We start from the raw sequence: 15,463 nt of genomic DNA, 5'->3' as shown, positions 1-15,463 counted from the left end.
GCACGGCACCCGTCAGTGACGGTGCCAGTGCTTCTTGTGCTTTTTGTGCTTCTTGCCGTGGTAGTGGTGGTGATGTACCTCGCGATAGCCGCGGCGATCGTCGTGGTAGCTGGCGTTGCCCATATGGTTGCCCAGCGCGCCACCGGCGCCGCCGCCCACCGCTGCGCCAACCAGGCCGCCGGTGTTGCCGCCGACCTGCTGGCCGATCACGTTGCCGCCGGCCGCACCCAGGGCGCCGCCAATGGCGGCTTCGGTGCGGCTGCGCCGATCCGCGCCGACCGCGCTGCCGGCCGCACCGCCGAGGCCGGCGCCGATGGCCGCGCCGGTGTTGCCGCCGACCTGTTTACCGACCGCCGCGCCCAGCACCCCACCCAGCGCGCCGCCGATGCCGGCTTCGGTATTGCCGGCCAGGGCGGCGCCGCTGGTCAGGCTTAGGGAGAGGAACAGCAGTTGCAGTGACTTCATGAACACCTCGATGACAGAGCCGCCTTGCGGCGAGAGTTGCTCCATTGACCCGCGACGCCCATGCCGGGTTCCCGACCTCTCGTCGGCCGCTGCTCTGGCCGCGGAACTGCTTCACGCTTTCGCCAAGCGGATAGCGGCGGGCGCTTACAGCAGGCTTTCGCGGCCCCATTGCTCCAGCGCCTGGGCCAGCGGCAGCACCTCGCCGGGGCGACTAAGGGCGTAGCCGGGCAGCTGGCCGATACGCGCCTGGAACTCCGGGTTCTGCAGCACCCGCAGCAGCGCGGCCATGGCCGGCAGTTCGAGGCTGTCCTCGCGGCACAGCAGGCAGTAGTGCTCGCGGGCCATGGGAATGAAGTCCAGGCCGAACTGACGCGCCGCCGCCTCGACGCCGAAGCCGACATCGGCCATGCCGCTGGCGACGTAGGCGGCCACCGCAGCGTGGGTGAACTCCTCGTTGTGGAAGCCGGCGATCGCCGCGCTGTCCAGGTGCTCGCGCTGCAGCAGGTCCTGCAGCAGCAGGCGGGTGCCCGAACCCGGCTCGCGGTTGACGAAACGCAGCTGGCCGCGCGCCAGGTCCGCCAGGCCGCGCACGCCATGCGGGTTGCCGGGGGCGAGCATCAGCCCCTGGGTGCGCACGACGAAGGTGATCACCCGCTGGTCGGGGCGCAGCCAGGGCTGGATGCGGCTCATGCTCAGGGCGCCGAGCGGCCCGGCCGGCACGTGCAGGCCGGCCACCTCGCAGTCGTGGCGTTGCAGGGCGATCATCGCCTCGCTGCCGCTGCGAAACTGCACCTCCCACTGCCAGCTGGGGTCGCGTTCCAGCCACTCGCGCAGCGCCGCGACGGCGAAACCGTGGCTGGCATGGATGCGCAGGCCCGGGTTGCTGGCCTGCAGCACCCGGTTCAGCTCAAGCTCCAGTTCTCCGGCCAGGTTGTCCAGTTGCGGCGACAGGCGCGCGCGGATGCGCTGGTCGGCCCACAGCAGCTTCTCGCCCAGCGGCGCCAGACGCGCGCCCTTGCCGCGCTCCAGCTCTATCAGCGGGCTGCCGAAGAACGCCTGCCACTTGCCCAACAGGTTCCACGCATGGCGGTAGGAATAGCCGACGCGGGCGGCGGCCTCGGTCAGCTTGCCGGTGTCGTGCACCGCCTGCAGCAACTCCAGGCCCTGCGGGTCGAGGCTGCTGCCGTCGCGCTGGTGGAAACGCCAGCGCGGTTGGATATCGATACGGATCATATGTTCAAGGCTTCATATTTGTCCGGGGATAAGCCCGTGATAATTTGCAGCGCATGGGCGCTTTGCGACCCAGTATAAGAACTTTACTTCATATATGGCGAGCCCTGCGGGGGTCGCCCGGGATAAGCACCCGGCAGCCGTGACTGTGGTGCTTGTCTCCCGACAGTACCGGTATAGCCGCCGGCTGGAGCATCGAACATGGCCACTCTTCCCCAGCGCTTCGCCCCCGAGCAGTGCGAGGCCGTCGCCCGTGAGGTGCTTGCCGCCCACCGCGGCCAGCCCGGCGCCCTGCTACCCATCCTCCACGATATCCAGGACCGCCTCGGCGCCGTGCCGCCCGAGCTGCTGCCGCTGATCGCCGAGGATCTCTGCCTGTCGCGCGCCGAGGTGCACGGGGTGGTCAGCTTCTATCACGATTTCCGCGCCGCGCCGCCCGGTCGCCAGGTGCTCAAGCTGTGCCAGGCCGAGGCCTGCCAGTCGATGGGGGTCAAGGCGCTGACCGCCGAGCTCGAGAAGAAACTCGGTCTGCCATTGGGCGAGACCCGTGAGGACGGAAGCCTGAGCTTCGAACCGGTGTACTGCCTGGGCAACTGCGCCTGTGCGCCGAACGCCATGCTCAACGGCGAGCTGCACGGCCGCGTCGATGCCGATGAACTGCTGGAATTGCTGGCTGAACAGGAGGCGCGCGCATGAATTCGCCCATTACCGTCTTCGTCCCGCGCGACGCCACCGCCCTGAGCCTGGGCGCCGACAAGGTGGCCCAGGCCATAGTCGCCGAGGCCGCGGCGCGCAATATCGAGGTGAAACTGGTGCGCAACGGCTCGCGCGGGCTGTTCTGGCTGGAACCGCTGGTCGAGGTCGCTACCCCCGCTGGTCGTGTCGCCTATGGTCCGGTCAAGGCCAAGGACGTCGCCGGCCTGTTCGACGCCGGCTTCCTCGAGGGCAAGCAGCACGCCCTCGGCCACGGCCTGACCGAGGAGATCGACTACCTCAAGCGCCAGGAGCGCCTGACCTTCGCCCGCGTCGGCATCACCGACCCGCTGTCGCTGGAGGACTACCTCGCCCACGACGGCTACCGCGGCCTCAAGCGCGCCCTGGGCATGACGCCCGAGGCGATCGTCGCCGAAGTCACCGAATCCGGCCTGCGCGGCCGTGGCGGCGCGGCCTTCCCCACCGGCATCAAGTGGCGCACCGTGCTCGGTTGCCAGGCCGAGCAGAAGTACATCGTCTGCAACGCCGACGAAGGCGACTCGGGCACCTTCTCCGACCGAATGGTGATGGAAGACGACCCCTATGTGCTGATCGAAGGCATGACCATCGCCGGTCTCGCGGTGGGGGCCACGCGCGGCTATATCTACCTGCGTTCGGAATACCCGCACGCCGAGGCGGTGCTGCTCGAGGCCATCGCCCGCGCCAACGCCGCCGGCTACCTGGGCGACGACGTGCTCGGCAGCGGCAAGGCCTTCCACCTGGAGCTGCGCCGCGGCGCCGGCGCCTATATCTGCGGCGAGGAAACCGCGCTGCTGGAAAGCATCGAGGGCAAGCGCGGCACCGTGCGGCCGAAGCCGCCGCTGCCGGCCATCGAAGGCCTGTTCGGCAAACCGACGGTGATCAACAACGTGATCTCGCTGGCTTCGGTGCCGATCATCCTCGACAAGGGCGGCGCCTACTACAAGGACTACGGCATGGGCCGCTCGCTCGGCACCCTGCCGATCCAGCTGACCGGCAACATCGCCCGCGGCGGCCTGATCGAGAAGGCCTTCGGCGTCACCCTGCGTGAGCTGCTCTACGAATACGGCGGCGGTTCGGCCAGCGGTCGGCCGATCCGCGCGGTGCAGGTTGGCGGCCCGCTCGGCGCCTACCTGCCGGAGTCGCAGTTCGACACCCCGCTGGACTACGAAGCCTTCGCCGCCCTCGGCGCGGTGCTCGGCCACGGCGGCATCGTGGTGTTCGACGATACCGTCGACATGGCCGACATGGCGCGCTACGCCATGGAGTTCTGCGCGGTGGAATCCTGCGGCAAGTGCACGCCCTGCCGGATCGGTTCGACCCGCGGCGAGGAGCTGCTGTCGCAGATCATCGTGGCCCGTTCCGAAGGTCCGCAGCCGGGACGCATCGAGCTGCTCAAGAGCCTCTGCGACACCATGCTCGGCGCCTCGCTCTGCGCACTCGGCGGCATGACCCCCTATCCTGTGCTGAGCGCCATCAACCACTTTCCCAAGGACTTCGGCGTGTCGCAAGACAGCGCCGAAGCCCGCTGATCCGGAGGCGTCCCCATGGCCCTGTATCGTGAACTCGACTATGGCACCCCTGCTCGCAGCGGCGCCCCGGTAACCCTGGAAATCGACGGCAACGCCATCACCGTGCCGGCCGGCACCTCGCTGATGCGCGCGGCCCAGGAGGCCGGCATCGCCGTGCCCAAGCTGTGCGCCAGCGACAGCCTGGAGCCCTTCGGCTCGTGCCGCCTGTGCATGGTGGAAATCGAAGGCCGCCGCGGCTTCCCCGCCTCCTGCACCACCCCGGTGGAGGCGGGCATGGTGGTGCGCACGCAGAGCCCGAAACTGGCCGAACTGCGCCGCGGCACCATGGAGCTGTACATCTCCGACCACCCGCTGGACTGCCTGACCTGCTCGGCCAACGGCAACTGCGAACTGCAGGACATGGCCGGCGTGGTCGGCCTGCGCGAAGTGCGCTACGACCCGGTGAAGACCCATCTGGCCGAGGCCAAGGACGAGTCCAACCCCTATTTCAGCTACGACCCGGCCAAGTGCATCGTCTGCAACCGCTGCGTGCGCGCCTGTGAAGAGGTGCAGGGCACCTTCGCCCTGACCATCGACGGCCGCGGCTTCGACTCGCGGGTGGCCGCCAGCCAGGACGAGGACTTCATCGATTCCGAGTGCGTGTCCTGCGGCGCCTGCGTCAACGCCTGCCCGACCGCCACGCTGATGGAAAAATCGGTGATCGAGCTGGGCCAGGCCGAGCGCAGCGTCACCACCACCTGCGCCTACTGCGGCGTCGGCTGCTCGTTCAATGCCGAGGTCAAGGGAAATACAGTAGTGCGTATGCTGCCGAACAAGAACGGCCACGCCAACCACGGCCACGCCTGCGTCAAGGGCCGCTTCGCCTGGGGCTACGCCACCCACCCGGACCGCATCAAGACGCCGATGATCCGCGACAGCATCCATGAGCCCTGGCGCTCGGTGAGCTGGGACGAGGCGATCGGCTACGCCGCCAGGCGCTTCAAGGAGATCCAGGCGCAGTACGGGCGCAACGCGGTCGGCGGGCTGACCTCCTCGCGCTGCACCAACGAGGAAACCTACCTGGTGCAGAAGCTGGTGCGCGCCGCCTTCGGCAACAACAACGTCGATACCTGTGCCCGCGTCTGCCACTCGCCCACCGGCTACGGTCTGAAGGTGACCCTCGGCGAATCCGCCGGCACCCAGGACTTCGACTCGGTGCTGGCCGCCGACGTGGTGCTGGTGATCGGCGCCAACCCCACCGACGGTCACCCGGTGTTCGGCTCGCAGCTCAAGCGCCGCCTGCGCGAGGGCGCCAAGCTGATCGTCGCCGACCCGCGCGGCATCGACCTGGTGCGCAGCCCGCACATCAGGGCCGAGCACCATCTGCAGCTGCGTCCGGGCAGCAACGTCGCCCTGCTCAACAGCCTGGGGCATGTGATCGTCACGGAAAACCTGGTGAACGAGGCCTTTGTCGCCGAGCGCTGCGAGGCAGAAGCTTTCGAGCAATGGCGCGCCTTCGTCAGCGAACCGCGCAACAGCCCCGAGGCGATGGAGGCCCTGACCGGTGTGCCGGCCGCTTCGGTGCGTGCCGCCGCTCGTCTGTACGCCACCGGCGGCAACGCCGCGATCTACTACGGCCTGGGCGTCACCGAGCACAGCCAGGGCTCGTCCACCGTGATGGCGATCGCCAACCTGGCCATGGCCACCGGCAACATCGGCCGTCCCGGCGTCGGGGTGAACCCGCTGCGTGGACAGAACAACGTGCAGGGCTCCTGCGACATGGGCTCCTTCCCCCACGAGCTGCCGGGCTACCGCCACGTCTCCGACCCGGTGGTGCGGCCGCAGTTCGAGGCCGCCTGGGGCGTGACCCTGCTCGACGAGCCGGGCCTGCGCATCCCCAACATGCTCGCCGCGGCGCATGCCGGCACCTTCAAGGGCCTGTACGTGCAGGGCGAGGACCCGGCGCAGTCCGACCCGGATACCCAGCACGTCACCGATGCGCTGAAGGAGATGGAGTGCGTGGTGGTGCAGGACCTGTTCCTCAACGAAACCGCCAAGTACGCCCACGTGTTCCTGCCCGGCGCCTCCTTCCTGGAGAAGAACGGCACCTTCACCAACGCCGAGCGACGCATCTCGCCGGTGCGCAAGGTGATGCCGGCACTGGCCGGCAAGGAAGACTGGGAAGTGACCGTGGCGCTGTCCAACGCCCTCGGCTACCCGATGAACTACCGCCATCCGTCGGAGATCATGGACGAGATCGCCGCGCTGACGCCGACCTTCACCGGCGTCAGCTACGCCAAGCTCGACCGCTTGGGCAGCATCCAGTGGCCGTGCAACGACGAGGCGCCGGAAGGCACGCCGATCATGCACGAGGACGCCTTCGTGCGCGGCAAGGGCCGCTTCATGGTCACCGAGTACATCCCCACCGACGAGCGCACCTCGCGCAAGCGGCCGCTGGTGCTGACCACCGGGCGCATCCTCTCGCAGTACAACGTCGGCGCGCAGACCCGGCGCACCGCCAACAAGGCCTGGCACGCCGAGGACATCCTCGAGCTGCACCCGGTGGACGCCGAGGATCGCGGCATCAAGGACGGCGACTGGGTCGGCATCAACAGCCGCGCCGGCGAGACGGTGCTGCGCGCCAAGGTCACCGAGCGCATGCAGCCGGGCGTGGTGTACACCACCTTCCACCACCCGGAATCCGGCGCCAACGTGATCACCACCGACAACTCCGACTGGGCCACCAACTGCCCGGAGTACAAGGTCACCGCGGTGCAGGTGCGCAAGGTCGAGGCGCCGTCAGACTGGCAGCAGGAGTTCGATACCTTCACCCGCGAGCAGGTTAATCTGCTGCCGGTGGTGCAGTTATGAGATCCGGTAGGGTGCGCGAAGTATTTGGCTCATTCAGCGGAGCACAGCCATGGGCATGAACGCCACGCAACTGATCAAGATGGCCAACCAGATCGGCGCCTTCTTCGCCTCCCAGCCCGATCCGGTGCAGGCGCGCACGGAGTACGCCCAGCACCTGCGCCGCCAGTGGGATCCGCAGATGCGCACGGCGCTCTACGCCCACCTGGACGCCAGCGCCGGCGAGGGACTCAGCGAATTCGCGCTGCAGGTGCTACGCGAGCTGCGCGGGCAGATCGAGCCGCAGGCGGCTACTGCGGGGTAGGGTGCGCCGTGCGCAGCAGGCAGCCGCAACCATGAAGTCCCGGTTCGGCGTAGGGTGGATGTCGCTTTTTACATCCACCACCACGGTGGATCGGTAAAACGCGATCCACCCTACGATCCTCGCGAGGAACCCAACGCCATGCCACGCCGTACCGCCGCCCCGCTCACCGACGATCGCGCCGCCCACCCGGCGGCGGACGGCTACGCCTATGTCGAGCTGAACCAGGCGGCGCGTAGTGGCCATGCGGTGCTGGCCGAGGAGTGCGCCCTGGCCATCGCCTATAACGGCATTGGCCATGCGGTGATGATGGTCTCGCCCAGCGCGCTGGAGGACTTCGTGGTCGGCTTTAGCCTGAGCGGCGCGCTGGTCGAGGGTGTCGAGGAGATCTACGACATCCAGCTAAAGCGGGCGGGCGAGGCGTTCAGCGCCGAGGTGCAGATCGCCAGCCGCGCCTTCTGGGCGCTCAAGCAGCAGCGGCGCAATCTGGCCGGCACCAGCGGTTGCGGCCTGTGCGGCGTGGAGGCGCTGGAGCAGGCATTGCCGCAACTCGACACCCTGAGCGCCAACCCGCTGCCGCCGGCCGCACACCTGGCCGATCTGCGTACGCGCATCGGCCAGGTGCAGAAGCTGGCGCGCCATAGCGGCGCGCTGCACGCCGCGCTGTTCGTCGACGCGCAGGGCGAGATCGTCCTCTGCCGCGAGGATATCGGCCGGCATAACGCGCTGGACAAGCTGATCGGCGCGCTGCGCCGCGAAGGCCGCGACGCCCGCCAGGGCTTCGCCGTGGTGACCAGTCGCTGCAGCCTGGAGCTGATCCACAAGGCGGTGCGCGCCGGCTTCGCCAGCCTGGTCAGCCTCTCGGCGCCGACCGACCTGTGCGTGCGCTGGGCGCGCCAGCACCGCCTCAACCTGATCCACCTGCCGCACCATAGCGCGCCGCGGGTCTACAGCCCGGCGCCATTCTGAGACCAACGGCGCGCCTGCTTGCTCCGCAGCATCTAGACTTGCGCTTCCGGGCGCCGCATGCCCGGCCATCCACAAGGAACGAGAGGAGTCGCCATGAGTATCTTCGCCTTTGTCAAAGAAGCCGGGGTCAAGCTGTGGGAATCGCTGGTGGGCCAGGAGGCGCAGGCCGCCGAATCGCTCAAGGAGCATGTGGCCAAGGTCGGCCTGGGCAACCCGAATATCGAGGTCAGCGTCGAGGGCGACAAGGTGATCGCCCGCGGCGAGGTAGCCAGCCAGGAAGAGAAGGAGAAGATCCTCCTGGCCCTGGGCAACGTCGCCGGGGTCGGCGAGGTGGACGACCAGATCAGCGTCGCCACGCCGGCGCCGGCGGCGCGCTTCGTCACGGTGCAGAAGGGCGACACCTTGAGCGCCATCGCCAAGGCCGAATACGGCAACGCCAACGCCTATATGAAGATCTTCGAGGCCAACAAACCGATGCTCAGCCACCCGGACAAGATCTACCCGGGGCAGGTATTGCGTATTCCGTAGGGCGGATGTCGTTTCTTACATCCGCCGGAACGGCCTCTGGCTGCCACAGCTGGAAAACACCTCGCGGTTTTCCACCCTACAGCCCCTGCAGCAATGCCCGGTAGTCCTCCACCGCGGCGAACTCCTCGGTGTCCTTGGGGCCCGCCTGGCTGTCCGGCTGGCGCACGGCGAGCAGCTGGGCGACGCCGAACTGACCGGCGCTGCGCAGGATCGGCAGGCTGTCGTCGATAAACAGGCTGCGCGCCGGGTCGAACTCGACGTCCTGGCGCAGGGCGAACCAGAACTGCTGGTCCTCCTTGGGAAAGCCGTAGTCGTGGGAGCTGATCAGCCGCTCGAACCAGGGCGCCAGCTCCACCCGTTCGAGCTTCAGCGACAGCGAGTCGCGGTGCGCGTTGGTGATCAGCACCACGCGCTTGCCGGCCTCGCGCAGGGCGCGCAGAAATAGCTCGGCATCCGCACGCAGGGCGATCAGATCGGCGACCTCGCGCTTGAGGTCGCGGATCGAGAGGTTCAGCTCGCGGCTCCAGAAATCCGTGCAGTACCAGTTCAGCGTGCCGGCGTGCTGGCGAAACAGCGGCAGCAGCTCGGCCTCGGCCAGCGCCAGGCTGAGGCCGTGGTGCTCGGCGTAGCGTTGCGGCAGGTGCTTGAGCCAGAAGTGGTTGTCGAAGTGCAGGTCGAGCAGGGTGCCGTCCATATCCAACAGGACGGTGTCGATCTGGTGCCACGGCAGTGGGAGCATGGGGACGTCTTGCGCTCGAAGGTCGTGAATCTGCCGGCCTGCGTCGCGAACGTGCAATCTGCGCCGGGGCTAATCGTAAAAGCCGGGGTATGATAACCCGCCAGGTCAGGCCAAGGAGTTTACCCATGCGTCAGAAGCCCACGGTACTCGCCCGTGAAATAGTCGCCAGCAGCCGCCTGTTCCGCGTCGAGGAACTGCAGCTGCGCTTTTCCAATGGCGTCGAGCGTACCTACGAGCGCCTGGTGGGCAAGGGCGCCGGCTATGGCGCGGTGATGGTGGTGGCGATGCTCGATGCCGAGCATGCGGTGCTGGTCGAGGAATACTGCGGCGGCACCGACGATTACCAGCTGTCGCTGCCCAAGGGTCTGATCGAGCCGGGCGAGGACGTGCTGGTGGCGGCCGACCGCGAACTCAAGGAAGAAGCCGGTTTTGGCGCGCACGAGCTGGAGTACATCACCGAGCTGAGCCTGTCGCCCGGTTATATGAGCCAGAAGATCCAGGTGGTGCTGGCCCGCGACCTGTACGAGGAGCGCCTGCCGGGCGACGAGCCGGAGCCGATGCGGGTCGACCGGATCAACCTGCGCGAGCTGTCCAGCCTGGCCCAGCACGCCCAGTTCAGCGAGGGCCGCGCCCTGGCCGCGCTGTACCTGGTACGCGACCTGCTGAGTCAGCGTGGGGAGTTCGTGCAGTGAGTCATCCCCATATTCCCCAGGTGATCGAGCTGGTACGTGCCGCCGGTGCGGCGACCCTGCCGTACTGGCGCAGCGACCTGGCGGTGACGGAGAAGGCCGATGCCTCGCCGGTCACCGCCGCCGACCTGGCCGCGCACCATATCCTGCTCGACGGCCTGCAGGCGCTGGCGCCGGACGTGCCGGTTCTGTCCGAGGAGGCCGCCGACATTCCCCTGGCCGAGCGCGCTGCCTGGACGCGCTGGTGGCTGGTCGACCCGCTCGATGGCACCAAGGAATTTATCGCCGGCTCCGAGGAGTTCACCGTCAACGTCGCGCTGATCGAGCACGGCCGCGTGGTTTTCGGCGTGGTCGGCATTCCGGCCAATGGCCACTGCTATTGGGGCGGTGCCGGCCTGGGTGCCTGGCGCTGCGAGATCGGCGTCGCGGAGCGGCCAATCGGCGTGCGTCCGGCGCCGGCGCAGGGCTTTACCCTGGTGGCCAGCAAGCGTCACTCGAGCCCGGCCCAGGAGCGCCTGCTGGCCGAACTGGCCGCGCGCTTCGGCGAGCCGGCGCTGGTCAATATCGGCAGCTCGCTGAAGTTCTGCCTGCTGGCCGAAGGCAACGCCGACTGCTACCCGCGCCTGGCGCCCACCTCGCAGTGGGACACCGCCGCGGCGCAGGGCGTGCTGGAAGGGGCGGGCGGCGAAGTGCTGGATCTGGCCGGCGCGCCGCTGGCTTACCAGGCACGCGAATCCTTGCTCAATCCGTCGTTCCTGGCCTTGCCGGCCGCCGCCGAGTGGCGTGGCGAGCTGATCGAGCTGGCACGCGGGTTGGCATAAAACCAGCGGGAGGGGCTTCAGCGGCGATTGTCGCGGCTGCGACTGCATGGATGCAGGAGGTAGTGCGAAGCAGGATGCCAGAGCCGAAAGCCCCTCCCACAGCGCCACACGCTCAATCGAGCATATCGCGGTAGCGCTCGTCCTTCTTGAACACCAGCGGCTGGTCGAAGCCGGGCACCTTCACTTCTTCGGTGGTGATGGAGATCGCCTGGTCGTCGATCATGTCGTTGCCGAAGTTGTAGATGATGTCCAGCTGGCCCAGCAGCGCCTGGCTGTCGTAGGCCGCGGCCGCGGTGCGGGTGGCTTCGCGGCGGGCCAGGTAGGCGTCGAAGGCGGCCTGGCCGTGGCGCTTGCGCAGCATGCGCTCGACCACGTGCGGGGCCAGCACCAGGGCGCTGGCGTTGTTGCCGCCGAAACCCTTGGAGTTGATGAAGGCCACGTCCAGCGCCTGCTCACCCACCTTGCGGTCTTCGGTGGACAGGCTCAGGTGATCCTGATGCACGTCGCCGGCGACGGCGTCGATGGTCTTCAGGCCGGGCAGGATGCCGTACTTGAAGGCGCCGAGCGCGGCGATCACCTGGTCGCCGCTGGCGGTGGCCAGGGAATGGCCGACGAAGGCCTTGACCGCGGTGATCGGCCATTGCTCGATGCCGAAGGCGCTGGCGACGCGGTCGAGAATCTCCGACTCGGTGACGCGGTTGGCCGGGGTGCTGGAGCCGTGGGCATGGACGAAACTGCGGCTGCGCACGGCGTCCAGGCCGAGCAGCTGCACGGCGCTGGCCACGGCCTTGGCCACGGTCAGGTAGTTGCCGGGACCGGGGGCGGAAATGGATTTCTTGAAGCCGTCGGCGTTGATGAACACGTCCGGCACCGCGCCATGGACATCGGCGCCCAGCTCCAGGGCCAGCTCGTCGTCCATCAGCACCACGAACTGGCAGGCCTCGGCCAGGGTGAAGCCGCAGTTGTCGCCGAACGGGCGGCTGGCGCGGCGGAAGTCGACATCCTGCTTGCCTTCGATCTGGCGCAGACCGTCCTCGGTGGCCAGCGCGCCCATGGCGCCGTAGCCCTCGATGCACTCCTGGTTGATCGGCGCCTCGCTGCTGCCGACGATGACCACGCGCGCCTTGCCCGAGGCGATCTGCTCGATGCCCTTCTGCAGGTTGTAGAGGAAGGTGGCGCAGGCGCCGGTGATGCTGCCGGTGGTGCCGACGCTGCCGAGCACGTAGGCGTTGATGAAGTCGGCCGGCATGGTGTTCAGGCCCAGGGCCAGCTGCTTGGCGGTGACCCGGCCGCCTTTGAGGCGCGACTGCATCATGCCGCCGAAGCCGTTCTCGTCGAGCTGGCTCATGATGCAGCTGGCGAACACGGCGATCTCGTCCGGTGCGACATGCTGAACGATGCGCTGCCAGTCGATGCCCACCGAGCGCAGCGCGTCGGTGACGCCGACCACGGTCATGGCCAGGCCGCGCGGATGGAAGCGCGAGTTGTACAGTTCGCTCGGCTCGAAGCCGGTGGGCAGCTGGCCGGCGGACTTCACCGGCAGCGGGCGGTAGCTGTCGACCTTGAACTCGCAGCTGTCGTGCAGGGTGACCTGCACTTCGCTGGCGTTGAGTTCCTGCACCGACCAGTTGGCCGGCAGCGGCTCGGGCAGCTGCTTGCGCAGGGTGAGGAAGCTCAAGCTGCCGCTGTGGCCGGGGGCCAGGCCGATGCTCTTCTGCCAGTGGGCGGCGTCCGGATCCAGGTGCTGTTTCTCGATGCGGCGCACCAGGGTGCCGGCGAGAATGTCCTTGGCGTAGCGGCTTTCGATGTCGGCCAGGCTTAGCGGCTGGCCGTCCTGATCGCGGTACTGGCCGTTGACCACGCGCACCAGTTTCATCATCTGCGCCAGCCCGGCCAGCGTCTCCTGGCGCGCGCGGGCGTCCAGGGTCTCGATCACGGTGCGGCGAAAGCCATGGTGGAAGGAGCTGCGCCCGGCTGCGTTGTACCCCCCAAAACCCACGATCACAGGTAAGCGCGACATAACTCAAAAGCTCCTGAACTGGGCCAGCGCGACGCCGAGCCGGCGCCTTGCGGCGCGGGCGCGGATCCCAAAGCGGTGGCGTATGCAAAGATTCGGCTGCCTATCCTGACGTGGATCATGACTGTCGAGTCACTCATCCGACCAATGTCGTGGCGAGCGAAAAGCATGCCGCGGGCAGGACAGCTCGTCGTGGGCGTCGTTAATCCCAGGGGCGGATCCGGGGGGCGCCGCGCGCAGCAAGGGTTTTCCAGGTGGATGCGCACTAACAACAAGCCCGCCGGATGGCGGGCTCGTGCACTGCTGGTCGCATCAGGCCTGGTAGCTGATATGACCATCCACCAGGGTGTAGCGCACCGCGCCGGGCAGGCAATGGTCGATAAAGGGGCAGTTGCTGCCCTTGGAGTACCAGCGTTCGCCGGCCAGGGTGGAGGCCTGCGGATCGAACAGCACCAGGTCGGCTGAGGAGCCGACGGCCAGACGACCGGCCGGCAGGCGCAGCGCGTCGGCCGGGCCGCTGGACAGACGCGCCAGCAGCGTCGGCAGGTCCAGCAGGCCGTCCTGCACCAGGCTCAGGGCCAGCGGCAGCAGCAGCTGCACGCTGCTGATGCCCGGCTCGGTGGCGGCGAAGGGCGCCAGCTTGGCGTCGCGCTCGTGCGGCTGGTGGTGGCTGGCGATGGCCGCGATCACCCCGGCCTTCACCGCCTCGCGCAGGCCGTCGCGGTCGGCCCGCGAGCGCAGCGGTGGCTGCACGTGGTAGAGGCTGGAGAAGTCGATCAGCGCCTCGTCGGTGAGGATCAGCTGGTACAGCGCCACGTCCGCCGTCACCGGCAAACCGCGGGCCTGGGCGGCGGCGATCAGCTCGGCGCCGCGGGCGCTGGTGATCTGGCTGAAGTGCGCGCGCACGCCACTCTGTTCCACCAGTAGCAGGTCACGGGCCAGGGCCACGGTCTCGGCGGTTTCCGGGATGCCGGCCAGGCCGAGGAAGCTGGCAGTCGGGCCCTCATGCGCCAGGCCGCCTTCGGCCAGATCGGCGTCCTGCGAGTGGAAGATCACCTGCAGGTCGAAGGTGGCCGCGTATTCCAGCGCGCGGCGCAGGGTGCGGCTGCTGCGGAAGTTGTCCAGGCCGTTGCCGAAGGCGACGCAGCCGGCATCGCGCAGCGCGACGAGTTCTGCAAGCTGCTCGCCGGCCAGGCCCTTGCTCAGTGCGCCGATGGGGAAGACCTTGGTGTGCCCGGCCTCGCGCGCGCGGTCGAGGATCAGCTCGGCCACCGCCGGGGTGTCCAGCACTGGCTTGGTAATTGGCGGGCAGCACAGGCTGGTGACGCCGCCGGCCGCGGCGGCCAGGGTTTCGCTGGCGATGCTGCCCTTGCGGCTGTAGCCCGGCTCGCGCAGGGCCACCGACAGGTCGACCAGGCCGGGGGCGGCGATCAGGCCCTGGGCGGCGAGCGTCTGCTCGGCGACGAAGCCGGCCGGCGCCTGGCCGATGGCGACCAGCTTGCCGCCGTCGAGATAGAGATCGGCGACCCGATCCAGGCCGCTGGCCGGATCGATCACGCGGGCGCCGAGGATTGCGGTACGCATCAGTTGGCCTCCTCGGCATTGAGTTGACGTTGGGCGTTCTGCCCGCTCATGGCCATCGACAGCACCGCCATGCGGATGGCGATGCCGTAGGTGACCTGGTTGAGGATCACCGACTGCGGGCCGTCGGCCACCGCCGACTCGATCTCCACGCCGCGGTTGATCGGCCCCGGGTGCATCACCAGGGCATCGGGCTTGGCCAGCGCCAGGCGCTGCTCGCTGAGGCCGAACAGGCGGTAGAACTCGCCTTCGCTGGGCAGCAGGCCACCCTGCATGCGCTCGCGCTGCAGGCGCAGCATGATCACCACGTCGACGTCCTTGAGGCCCTCGTTGGCGTCGCTGAACACGCGCACGCCGTAGCTTTGCTCGAGGCCGATGGGCAGCAGGGTCTTCGGCGCGATCACGCGGATATCCGGGCAGCCCAGGGTCTTCAACGCCAGCATGTTGGAGCGCGCTACCCGCGAGTGCAGGATGTCGCCGACTATGGCCACCGAGAGATTCTCGAAGTCGCCCTTGTGCCGGCGGATGGTGAGCATGTCGAGCATGCCCTGGGTCGGGTGGGCGTGGCGGCCGTCGCCACCATTGATGATCGCCAGGTTCGGGCAGACGTGCTCGGCGATGAAGTGCGCGGCGCCGGAGTCGGCATGACGCACGACGAAGATGTCGGCGGCCATGGCTTCGAGGTTGCGCAGGGTGTCGAACAGGGTCTCGCCCTTGCTGGTGGAGCTGGTCGACACGTTGAGGCTGATGACGTCGGCCGACAGCCGCTGGGCGGCCAGTTCGAAGGTGGTGCGGGTGCGCGTGGAGTTCTCGAAGAACACGTTGCACACGGTCTTGCCGCGCAGCAGCGGCACCTTCTTCACCGCGCGCGCACCGACCTCGAGGAAGGAGTCGGCGGTGTCGAGGATTTCGGTCAACAGCTCGCGGGGCAGGCCGTCGAGGGAGAGGAAATGGCGCAGCTGGCCTTGGTCGTTCAGCTGCAGCGGGCGCTTGGCGGCGAGTGGCGTCATCG

Annotated in this window: 14 protein-coding genes; 8 read left to right on the top strand and 6 right to left on the bottom strand. The window is 68.4% G+C overall.

Going from position 1 to position 15,463, the window contains the following annotated elements; all coding sequences use genetic code 11:
- Nucleotides 1-12: 12 nt before the first annotated feature.
- Nucleotides 13-465: a YMGG-like glycine zipper-containing protein gene (locus ACIGKL_RS11705; protein ID WP_397486796.1), complete on the bottom strand. Its 453-nt coding sequence runs from the start codon at nt 463-465 to the stop codon at nt 13-15.
- 144 nt (nt 466-609) lie between these two features.
- Nucleotides 610-1,698 carry a substrate-binding domain-containing protein gene (locus ACIGKL_RS11700; protein WP_397486795.1) on the bottom strand — a complete coding sequence of 363 codons (1,089 nt, stop codon included), beginning with the start codon at nt 1,696-1,698 and terminating at the stop codon, nt 610-612.
- 198 nt (nt 1,699-1,896) lie between these two features.
- Here ACIGKL_RS11700 and ACIGKL_RS11695 point away from each other — a divergent pair, with 198 nt between their 5' ends.
- The 6 genes from ACIGKL_RS11695 to lysM all read left to right on the top strand — a co-directional run bounded on the left by ACIGKL_RS11695 (nt 1,897) and on the right by lysM (nt 8,604).
- Complete coding sequence (locus ACIGKL_RS11695) at nt 1,897-2,391, top strand: formate dehydrogenase subunit gamma (RefSeq protein WP_397486794.1); 495 nt, start codon at nt 1,897-1,899, stop codon at nt 2,389-2,391.
- Nucleotides 2,388-3,959, top strand: a complete 1,572-nt coding sequence (locus ACIGKL_RS11690) for a formate dehydrogenase beta subunit (RefSeq protein WP_397486793.1) — start codon at nt 2,388-2,390, stop codon at nt 3,957-3,959. The genes ACIGKL_RS11695 and ACIGKL_RS11690 overlap by 4 nt, the downstream gene beginning before the upstream one ends.
- Before the next feature lie 15 nt (nt 3,960-3,974).
- Nucleotides 3,975-6,809, top strand: a complete 2,835-nt coding sequence (gene fdhF, locus ACIGKL_RS11685; RefSeq protein WP_397486792.1) for a formate dehydrogenase subunit alpha — start codon at nt 3,975-3,977, stop codon at nt 6,807-6,809.
- Nucleotides 6,810-6,858: 49 nt separating this feature from the next.
- Entirely contained in the window at nt 6,859-7,110 is a 252-nt protein-coding gene (locus ACIGKL_RS11680; RefSeq protein WP_397486791.1) for a formate dehydrogenase subunit delta, read from the top strand.
- Between the two features lie 138 nt (nt 7,111-7,248).
- On the top strand, nt 7,249-8,076 hold the full coding sequence (gene fdhD / locus ACIGKL_RS11675) for a formate dehydrogenase accessory sulfurtransferase FdhD (protein WP_397486790.1): 828 nt from the start codon (nt 7,249-7,251) through the stop codon (nt 8,074-8,076).
- A 93-nt stretch (nt 8,077-8,169) separates the two neighbouring features.
- A complete protein-coding gene (lysM, locus tag ACIGKL_RS11670; RefSeq protein ID WP_397486789.1) occupies nt 8,170-8,604 on the top strand; it encodes a peptidoglycan-binding protein LysM in 435 nt (144 codons plus the stop codon).
- Nucleotides 8,605-8,680: 76 nt separating this feature from the next.
- Here the strand turns inward: lysM and yrfG are convergent, their stop codons facing one another.
- Nucleotides 8,681-9,343, bottom strand: a complete 663-nt coding sequence (yrfG, locus tag ACIGKL_RS11665) for a GMP/IMP nucleotidase (RefSeq protein WP_397486788.1) — start codon at nt 9,341-9,343, stop codon at nt 8,681-8,683.
- A gap of 125 nt (nt 9,344-9,468) precedes the next feature.
- Between yrfG and nudE the strand changes: the two genes are divergently transcribed.
- The gene (gene nudE, locus ACIGKL_RS11660) at nt 9,469-10,035 is read left to right on the top strand and encodes an ADP compounds hydrolase NudE (protein WP_397486787.1); all 567 of its coding nucleotides are present in this window, start codon (nt 9,469-9,471) and stop codon (nt 10,033-10,035) included.
- Nucleotides 10,032-10,853: a 3'(2'),5'-bisphosphate nucleotidase CysQ gene (cysQ, locus tag ACIGKL_RS11655; protein WP_397486786.1), complete on the top strand. Its 822-nt coding sequence runs from the start codon at nt 10,032-10,034 to the stop codon at nt 10,851-10,853. Before nudE ends, cysQ begins: the two co-directional genes overlap by 4 nt.
- A gap of 112 nt (nt 10,854-10,965) precedes the next feature.
- Here cysQ and ACIGKL_RS11650 read toward each other — a convergent pair whose 3' ends face one another.
- The 3 genes from ACIGKL_RS11650 to ACIGKL_RS11640 form a co-directional block, all read right to left on the bottom strand.
- Nucleotides 10,966-12,873, bottom strand: coding sequence for a beta-ketoacyl synthase (locus ACIGKL_RS11650; protein ID WP_397486785.1), 1,908 nt, complete (start codon nt 12,871-12,873; stop codon nt 10,966-10,968).
- Between the two features lie 309 nt (nt 12,874-13,182).
- Nucleotides 13,183-14,454, bottom strand: a complete 1,272-nt coding sequence (locus tag ACIGKL_RS11645) for a dihydroorotase (RefSeq protein WP_397486784.1) — start codon at nt 14,452-14,454, stop codon at nt 13,183-13,185.
- On the bottom strand, nt 14,454-15,461 hold the full coding sequence (locus ACIGKL_RS11640; protein WP_021444027.1) for an aspartate carbamoyltransferase catalytic subunit: 1,008 nt from the start codon (nt 15,459-15,461) through the stop codon (nt 14,454-14,456). Before ACIGKL_RS11640 ends, ACIGKL_RS11645 begins: the two co-directional genes overlap by 1 nt.
- Between the last annotated feature and the right edge of the window lie 2 nt (nt 15,462-15,463).

The sequence above is a fragment of the Pseudomonas sp. NPDC077186 genome, assembly GCF_044543505.1.
Lineage (GTDB): Bacteria > Pseudomonadota > Gammaproteobacteria > Pseudomonadales > Pseudomonadaceae > Aquipseudomonas.
Note: the sequence above shows the minus strand (reverse complement) of the source record. Positions and strands in the feature narration are given on the sequence as shown.